This is a genomic window from Flavobacterium sp. UGB4466, from assembly GCF_903469665.1.
GTDB classification, from domain to species: domain Bacteria; phylum Bacteroidota; class Bacteroidia; order Flavobacteriales; family Flavobacteriaceae; genus Flavobacterium; species Flavobacterium lipolyticum.
This window is the reverse complement of the sequence record NZ_CAGKLC010000132.1, coordinates 1-8,939: the sequence shown is the minus strand read 5'-3', so window position 1 is coordinate 8,939 and position 8,939 is coordinate 1. Positions and strand designations below refer to the sequence as shown.

General features: G+C 33.4%; 9 protein-coding genes. 8 read left to right on the top strand and 1 reads right to left on the bottom strand.

Annotation, left to right across the window (positions count from 1 at the left end):
- Positions 1-58 precede the first annotated feature (58 nt).
- From JO950_RS19865 to JO950_RS19845, 5 genes are all read left to right on the top strand, one after another.
- The gene (locus JO950_RS19865; RefSeq protein WP_202704199.1) at positions 59-1,612 is read left to right on the top strand and encodes a bifunctional response regulator/alkaline phosphatase family protein; all 1,554 of its coding nucleotides are present in this window, start codon (positions 59-61) and stop codon (positions 1,610-1,612) included.
- 86 nt (positions 1,613-1,698) lie between these two features.
- Positions 1,699-2,106, top strand: coding sequence for a tRNA (adenosine(37)-N6)-threonylcarbamoyltransferase complex ATPase subunit type 1 TsaE (gene tsaE / locus JO950_RS19860; protein WP_202704198.1), 408 nt, complete (start codon positions 1,699-1,701; stop codon positions 2,104-2,106).
- Between the two features lie 51 nt (positions 2,107-2,157).
- Positions 2,158-2,631, top strand: a complete 474-nt coding sequence (locus JO950_RS19855) for a GNAT family N-acetyltransferase (protein ID WP_202704197.1) — start codon at positions 2,158-2,160, stop codon at positions 2,629-2,631.
- 83 nt (positions 2,632-2,714) lie between these two features.
- Positions 2,715-3,914 (top strand): alanine dehydrogenase, encoded by a 1,200-nt coding sequence (locus JO950_RS19850; protein WP_202704196.1) that lies wholly within the window; start codon positions 2,715-2,717, stop codon positions 3,912-3,914.
- 36 nt (positions 3,915-3,950) lie between these two features.
- Positions 3,951-4,337, top strand: a complete 387-nt coding sequence (locus JO950_RS19845; protein WP_202704195.1) for a DUF4258 domain-containing protein — start codon at positions 3,951-3,953, stop codon at positions 4,335-4,337.
- 68 nt (positions 4,338-4,405) lie between these two features.
- Here the strand turns inward: JO950_RS19845 and JO950_RS19840 are convergent, their stop codons facing one another.
- Positions 4,406-5,077, bottom strand: coding sequence for a uracil-DNA glycosylase (locus JO950_RS19840; protein ID WP_202704194.1), 672 nt, complete (start codon positions 5,075-5,077; stop codon positions 4,406-4,408).
- A 110-nt stretch (positions 5,078-5,187) separates the two neighbouring features.
- On the opposite strand from JO950_RS19840, the gene JO950_RS19835 reads away from it, so the two are divergent.
- The 3 genes from JO950_RS19835 to JO950_RS19825 form a co-directional block, all read left to right on the top strand.
- Positions 5,188-7,353, top strand: a complete 2,166-nt coding sequence (locus JO950_RS19835; RefSeq protein WP_202704193.1) for a DNA mismatch repair protein MutS — start codon at positions 5,188-5,190, stop codon at positions 7,351-7,353.
- A 211-nt stretch (positions 7,354-7,564) separates the two neighbouring features.
- Positions 7,565-7,978 carry a thiol-disulfide oxidoreductase DCC family protein gene (locus JO950_RS19830; RefSeq protein ID WP_202704192.1) on the top strand — a complete coding sequence of 138 codons (414 nt, stop codon included), beginning with the start codon at positions 7,565-7,567 and terminating at the stop codon, positions 7,976-7,978.
- A gap of 66 nt (positions 7,979-8,044) precedes the next feature.
- The coding region (locus JO950_RS19825; protein WP_202704191.1) for a hypothetical protein at positions 8,045-8,939 on the top strand (895 nt) is incomplete at its 3' end.

The following is an 8,939-nucleotide window of genomic DNA, read 5'->3' as shown; positions in this document are numbered from 1 at the left end:
ATTTTTAATACTTTTTAAGTTCTATACTTATAAATTGCATTAAAAATTAAAATCGTTTATGGACAAGATAAAAATACTTTGGGTCGATGATGAAATCGATCTTTTGAAACCACATATATTATTTCTGGAGAAAAAAAACTACGTTGTAACCACCTCTAACAATGGTTTAGATGCGATTACACTATTTGAAGAAGATAATTTTGATATTGTTTTTTTAGATGAAAATATGCCCGGAATGAGTGGTCTGGAAACGCTTTCGGAAATGAAAGAGAAAAAATCAGCTATTCCGATGATTATGATTACCAAAAGCGAGGAAGAGTATATCATGGAAGAAGCTATTGGTTCCAAAATTGCCGATTATCTCATAAAACCGGTGAATCCGAATCAGATTCTGTTAAGTCTAAAGAAAAATCTAGATCATTCGAGATTAATTTCTGAAAAAACGACATTGGATTATCAAAAGGAGTTTAGAAAAATCTCCATGGAATTGGCTATGGTTAATTCTTTTGAAGATTGGATTGAACTATACAAGAAATTAATCTTTTGGGAGTTGGAACTGGAGAATATTAACGATCAGGCAATGATAGAAATTCTGGAGTCTCAGAAAGTAGAAGCCAATTCGCAATTCGGAAAATATATCGAGAGAAATTATGAAGACTGGTTTGCTCCAAAGGCGGACAAGCCTGTTCAATCGCACAATTTATTCAAAGAATTAGTAGTTCCGGAGCTTAAAAAGAAGGATAAACCTATTTTATTTGTGGTAATTGACAACCTGCGTTATGATCAATGGAAATCTTTTGAAACGGTGGTTTCTAATTATTATAAACTGGAAAAAGAGGTTCCTTATTTTTCTATTCTTCCAACCGCCACACAATATGCCCGTAATGCAATCTTTTCAGGTTTATTACCGATAGAGATGGAAAAACAGTTTCCGCAATATTGGAAGAACGATGTTGAAGATGGTGGAAAAAACCTTTTTGAAGCCGAATTTCTATCAGCGCAATTAAAACGCTTAGGTTTAAATATTAAAGAAGATTATTTCAAAATCACCAATTACGCAGGAGGAAAAAAATTGGCAGAAAATTTCAAAGCTTTAAAAGGAAATGATCTTGTAACTGTAGTTTATAATTTTGTTGACATGCTTTCGCACGCCAAAACTGAAATGGAAGTGGTAAAAGAACTGGCTTCAGATGACAAAGCCTATCGCTCACTCACTTTAAGCTGGTTTAAGAACTCGCCACTGCTCGAAATTATTCAACAGGCACAACTTTTAGGTTTTAAATTGATTTTGACAACAGATCACGGTACTATTAATGTAAAAAATCCGTCGAAAGTGGTTGGAGATAAAAATACAAGTTTAAATTTGCGCTACAAAACCGGTCGTAGTTTAACATACGAACAAAAAGATGTGTATGTTGTTAAAGAGCCTAAAGCCATTGGTTTGCCAGCGATTAACATGAGTAGTTCGTTTATTTTTGCTAAAAACGATTACTTTTTAGCCTATGTAAACAACTACAACCACTATGTGAGTTATTATAAAAACACTTACCAGCACGGAGGGATTTCGTTAGAAGAAATGATTATTCCGTTTTTGGTATTTAACCCTAAATAGAAAAAGTTCTCAGTCGCATTTTTCGGTCTCAGTTTAGAGCTGAGACTGAAAAATGAAAACTGAGACTAATTAAAACAAATAAAAAAATGAATATCGTTTTTTCATTAGATCAAATCAGAGAAGTAGCCACGCAAATTTTAGCCGCAAATCCAAAAAAAATCATTCTTTTCAATGGAGAAATGGGTGTTGGAAAAACTACCTTAATCAAACAATTGTGTAAAAACCTGGGAGTTCAGGATGCAACCAGTAGTCCAACCTTCTCTTTGGTTAATGAATATTATACTTCTAACAATCAAATTGTTTACCACTTTGATTTTTATAGATTAAACAAAGAAACGGAAGCACTAGACATGGGAGTTGACGATTACTTGTATTCCGGAAATTGGTGTTTTATTGAATGGTCTGAGAAAATTGCAAGCTTACTGCCGGAAGAAACTTCAACCATCACAATTGAACTGCTGGCAGATGGAAAAAGAGAATTAAAATTATCCTAAAACTTTCAACAAAAGGCGAAAGGTCTACATAAAGACACTAAGAAAATAAAAATGAATACCCAAAATACCGTAGAAATTATCTCTTTTTCAACTGATTTAAAAGAACACATTAAGATTCTAAATCTGGAATGGCTTAAAAAGTATTTTAAAGTAGAAGAAAAAGACGAGTTGGTACTTTCTAACCCACAAGAAGAAATTATCGATAAAGGCGGATTAATCTTCTATGCCAGATATAACGGTGAAATTATCGGAACTGTTTCCTTAATGAAAGTTGATCACATTACCTTTGAATTGAGTAAAATGGCTGTTTCGGATCAAGCACAAGGCCTTGGAGTTGGAAACAAACTGTTAACACATTGCATGACTGTTGCAAAAGAGAACCATATTAAAAAGCTGTTTTTGTATTCCAATCGCATACTGCTTCCTGCACTTCTTTTATATGAGAAATTTGGTTTTAGTGAAGTTCCTTTGGGTGACGTGAGTTACGAAAGAGCTGATATAAAAATGGAAAAAATTCTGTTATAATTCTTAAACAACTATTAGCAGAATTTTTACATTGATTTTAAAACTTTTTACGTAATTTGTACTCTTAATTTTTTGCACAACCCATGTCAATTACCTTAACCCCATTTACGAAACAGCAATTGTTGCCACAAGAAGAAAAACTTGAAATTGGCCGATTCAAAAGTGAGCTTTTTATAGGAATTCCTAAAGAAACAAGTTATCAGGAACGTCGTATTTGTCTGACTCCGGATGCTGTTAGTGCGTTGACCTATGAGGGGCATAGGGTAATGATTGAATCAGGAGCCGGAGAAAGCTCCAGTTATAGTGATAAAGAGTACTCTGATGCAGGAGCTGAAGTAACAAATGATACAAAGAAAGTGTTTGGCTGTCCAATGCTTCTTAAGGTAGAACCTCCTACAACAGCCGAGATTGAAATGATCAATCCGGAAACTATCATAATTTCGGCCATTCAATTAAAAACTAAGAAGAAGGCATACTTTGAAGCTTTAGCACAGAAAAAAATAACGGCACTGGCTTTTGAGTACATAAAAGACGAAGATGGCTCCTATCCTGCTGTGAAATCACTAAGTGAGATTGCAGGAACAGCTTCTATTCTTATCGCAGCCGAATTAATGATTACGGACGAGTTTGGAAAAGGTCTCTTGTTTGGTAATATCACTGGAGTCCCTCCTACTGATGTTGTTATTCTGGGTGCTGGAACCGTTGGTGAGTTTGCTGCAAAAACGGCCATAGGACTGGGGGCAAATGTGAAAGTTTTTGACAATTCAATTACCAAATTACGTCGTTTACAGAACAGTCTTAACCAACGTATTTTTACTTCAACTGTTCAGCAAAAAGCACTACTAAAAGCTTTAAGACGTTGTGACGTGGCAATTGGTGCCATGCGCGGTAAAGAGCGTTGTCCTATTATTGTTACGGAAACAATGGTCGAACACATGAAAAAAGGTGCTGTAATTGTAGATGTGAGTATTGACACCGGAGGCTGTTTTGAAACTTCAGAAGTTACCACTCATGAAAAACCAACCTTTATAAAAAGCAATGTGCTGCACTATTGTGTGCCTAATATCCCTTCCAGATATTCTAAAACAGCTTCATTATCCATAAGCAATATCCTTACTCCTTATTTGCTTCAAATTGCGGAAGACGGCGGTTTGGAAAGTGCTATACGATGCAATAAAGGATTAAAAAATGGAATTTACATGTATCACGGAATCCTGACCAGTAAAGCAATTGGGGAATGGTTTGATTTACCGGACAACGATATTAATTTACTTGTATTTTAAGGGAACTTTAGTGTACCTTTGCAAAAAATATATTTCATGAAGTTCGTACATCGTTTTGCATATTATTTGATTGGTTTGGTTATGGGATGCTTTTTTGTAGCCCTTGTGTTCAGTGGAAAAGATACACGTTGCAACTACTTTCCAAACGCCAGAGTTTTAAATAATTTACGCACTAAGCCTTTTCAGTATTCCGAAAAAGCAATTCAGACTTTAAATGAAAAATGGGTTGACACCGCAGATATTAAAAGTACACTGACATTTGGTGATGTTGATTTTGACAAAAGCAATGTACCTGTAAGCAAAGGAAAACTTTATATCATTGAAGGTAAAACAGCTAAAAATCAAGAGATTATTTTAAAGGTAATCAACTACGAGAACAAAGCTATTCTGGAAGAGATCATTAAAAAAGACACTAAAGAATAGGTCTGTTATTGTAGTAATCAGCAACATTTTTATTGTGCTAAAAACTGATTCTAACTAGTTATCCGTTTCTACAGCCAGTCGATTTCTTTGATTGCTTTGGATTTCAAAAAATCATTGGTTTTGCTAAAATGTTTGTTTCCGAACCATTTTCCCTGATTAGCACTCATAGGTGAAGGATGTCCGGATTCTAAAACACAATGTTTGGAACGATCAATTTTAGCGCCTTTTTTCTGAGCAAAGCTTCCCCATAAGAGGAAAACAACATTCTCTTTTTGATCCGAAATGGCTTGAATTACAGTGTCTGTAAACAAATTCCACTTCAAATGTTTATGACTATTTGGGCTGTCTTTGCGAACCGTCAAGGATGCATTTAAAAGTAAAACACCTTGTTTTGCCCACTTTTCAAGATTGCCCGAAGTTGGCATAAAGATCGAATCGAGATCGTCATTTAGTTCTCTGTAAATATTTCGCAGTGACGGTGGAATTTTAACGGAATCATTTACAGAAAAACTCAATCCATTCGCCTCTCCTTCTCCATGATAAGGATCTTGTCCTATGATGACAACTTTTAAGTTTTGAAAAGTACAGGTATTAAAAGCGGAGAAAATCAATTCTGCAGGTGGATAACAAGTATATGTTTGATATTCAATTTCCAAAGTTTTCATTAGCTCAGAAAAATAAGTTTTTTGATTTTCATCTTTTAATACCGTTTCCCAATCAGGAGAAAGATTGATTTCCATTTTTTAAATTTTATCACAAATTAAGCAAAGTTTTCTTCAAAGTACTAATTAATAGTGCTATTTCGTTTCAAAACTTTGTAACTTTGAACCTTTACAACTTACGATATATAATGATATCTATAACCGAAAAAACATTACAAGATTTACAATTTCCTACGGTACTCGAAACCATTTCAGCCGGCTGTAATACTGATATAGGAAAAGAAAAAGCTTTACAAATAACACCTTTTAGAGATCAGGAAACTTTGATGCAGGCTTTGATGCAAACATCAGAATATGTTTCCTCTTTTCAAAATAATAACGCCATTCCCAATCACGGATTTGACGCTATAACTCACGAGATTAAGTTTTTGGCAATTGAAGATAGTTTTCTTGAAGTGGGAAGTTTTAGAAAAATTGCTACACTCTCTTCGACTTCCAACTTTTTACTAAATTTCCTTAAAAAGTTTGATGATTATTATCCAAATTTAAATGCGAGAGCTTCACGTGTTGAATACACAAAAGATATTGTGACCACTATTGATGCGATTGTAGACAAATATGGTGAAATAAAAGACAATGCTTCGCCGGCTTTACTGAGTATTCGTCAGGGTATGAACCTGGTTCGCGGTAAAGTAAATCAAAGTTTCGGGGTCGCTCTTACACAGTACAATAGCCTTGGTTATCTTGATGATATCAAAGAAAGTTTTGTGCAAAACCGAAGAGTTTTGGCCGTTTTAGCCATGTACCGACGAAAAGTGAAGGGCTCTATTTTAGGAAGTTCGAAAACCGGAAGTATTGCTTATATCGAACCTGAAGCTACATTAAAATACTCCAGAGAATTAGCCAATTTAGAATACGAAGAGAAGGAAGAAATTACCCGAATTTTGAAGCAATTATCAAATGCAATTCGTCCGTACTTGCCTTTATTAATTGAATATCAGGATTTTTTGAGTGATATTGATGTTGTAGCCGGAAAAGCAAAATATGCAAATCGAATCAACGGAATTTTGCCTACTATTACAGAAGAAAGAAGGTTGTTTTTTAGAGAAGCGTATCATCCGATTTTATATCTGAACAACAAACAGAAAAATGAAGTTACTCATCCGCAAACCATTGAGCTAAAGCAGGATAATCGTATCATTGTGATTTCAGGACCTAATGCAGGTGGTAAAACAATTTCGCTAAAAACGGTAGGTTTATTACAATTAATGCTGCAATCCGGGATGCTTATTCCGGTTCACGAACGAAGCGAAACCTTTTTGTTTGACAGGATTTTAACAGATATTGGAGATAATCAATCTATTGAAAATCACCTGAGTACCTATAGCTACCGATTAAAGAACATGAACTACTTCCTGAAAAAATGCAACAAGAAGACTATGTTCTTAATTGATGAATTTGGTACAGGGTCTGATCCGGAATTAGGTGGTGCTTTGGCAGAGATATTCCTGGAAGAATTTTATCATCGTGAAGCTTTTGGGATTATAACCACTCATTATTCCAATCTAAAGATTTTGGCTAATGAATTGCCATACGCAACCAATGCCAACATGATGTTTGATGAAAAAACTTTAGAACCTATGTACAAACTGGCTTTAGGTCAGGCTGGAAGTTCATTTACTTTTGAAGTAGCTTTAAAAAACGGAATTCCTTTTGGATTGATTAATCGTGCAAAAAAGAAAATTGAAGTAGGCAAAGTTCGTTTTGATAAAACGATTGCAACCCTTCAAAAGGAGCGTTCTAAGCTTGAAAAAACTTCTCTTAATCTGAAAGAGGAAGAAACCAGGGCTCGTGAAGAAAGCAAAAAGATGGAAAACATCAACGTTAAGATCAAGCAAAAACTGGAAAGTTATCAGGAACTGTATGATAGTAATCAGAAAACCATTTATATCGGTCAGAAAATCGAAGACATTTCAGAGAAATACTTTAACAATAAAAACAAAAAGGAACTTATTGGTGAATTTTTGAAAATAGTCGAGATTGAAAATTCAAAACGCAAAAAAGTTACTCCAAAAGAAACGAAAGCAATAATTGAAAAGAAAAAAGAAGTAATTGCCGAAATCACTGTTAAAGTAGAAGAAATTCGAAAGGAGAAAAAAGAAAAGAAACTTAAACCTATAGTCGAAAAACCAAAACCAATTCTAAAAGTTGGTGATCGTGTAAGAATGCTTGACGGAAGATCTGTTGGAAGTATTGACGCGATAGAAAAAAATAAAGCAACGGTAAATTATGGCATTTTCACTTCGAAAGTAAGTTTAGACGAGCTGGAGTTGGTTGAAGCAGTAAAAAAGTAGTAAAATTGGCGTTTTTCTTGGTAAAAATCAAAATAAAGAGATTTAAAGCATTAATTCTTTAAAAATCAATAAGAAGATCACTTTATTTTAAAAACCTCTTAAAAATCTTTTATAAAAGCCGTTTTTAATCTTCAAATACTATTGAAAACAAAACAACAATAGATAAAACAAATAAAGGAATTGTTCCTTCAAAATAGTACATGTTTAAAAAATGATTGATTTACCCGCAAATAAAAAAATAGTTCTCTTTGATGGCATCTGCAATCTCTGTAACTCTGCCGTACAATTTATAATCAAGCATGACAAAAATGACATTTTCAGATTTGTAGCTTTGCAATCAGAATTAGGGATTTCGATTTGTAAGCAGTTGGGGATTAGTTTTGCAAAAATGGACAGTATTTTATTATTGAATCCTGACTCTGCTTACTTTTATAAATCTTCAGCAGTAATAGCTATTGCAAAAGAATTTGGTGGTCTTTGGAGGCTTTCAGAAATTTTTAGGATTATTCCCATTTTTATCAGCGACCGTATTTATGATTATGTTGCTAAAAACAGATACAATTGGTATGGTAAAAAAGAAAGCTGTATGATTCCTACTCCGGAATTGAAAGCGAAGTTTTTATAAAAAATAATCTCATCTTACATCTTAAAAAAATAGTTTAAACAAATGAAAGAAAAAATAATACGTTTAATGATTTTATTAGTAGTGTTAACATCATGCAGTAATAATGAAAATGATCAAAACATTCCTGGAGAATTAATAGCGGACTATATAACAGATTCTGAAATTCCGACTGAAATTGATGGTTTCGTTGTCGATAACAATAACATAGTTTATATTGCCGGAAGAGGAGCCGTACTGGCAAATTTATACACGATTGATAGAAATGGTAAAGTAGCTGTACTTAAAACTTTTCACGACTTACGTTTTTTTTATAATAGATTGACCAAGAATGAAAAAAACGAAATTCTGATAACAACTAATGATCATGAAGTAGGGAATATGATTTATAATTTTACAAATAATTACAAATCAGTTACTAGTTATTACACAATGAAACCTTTGGGAGTTACAAATTCTAAACCTATCATTTTAAATGCGATTTGTAATTATACTAACGATTCTTATATTGTTTTTGATACTGGTTCACTTACGATAAAAGAAGTAAATCCATTATTGAGCAAAGAAACACTGATTGCAGGTTCCGGGAAAGATGAAGTAAAAGATGGTATTGGAGCAGATGCCAGTTTTAAAGACGTATCCCAAATTATAATAAGGAATAATATAATATATGTAATAGACAGAGGAGACAATAACTACCTTGGAAATTCAATCCGTAAAATCGAAAACACCGTAAATGGATGGAAAGTCACTACATTAGCTACTAGCCGTAGTTATTTTTTTTCAGGTTTCAAGAATATTTCTTTTGACAATCAGAATAATTTATATGTTTTAGTAGATCAGGAAGGTATCTTTAAATTTAATTTTAACAACAATACTTTAAATTTGTATAAAAAGGATGAGTTAAAAATTAGGGCATACAAAACGCATTCTTCTATTAATTTTAAATATTTAAGATTTATGG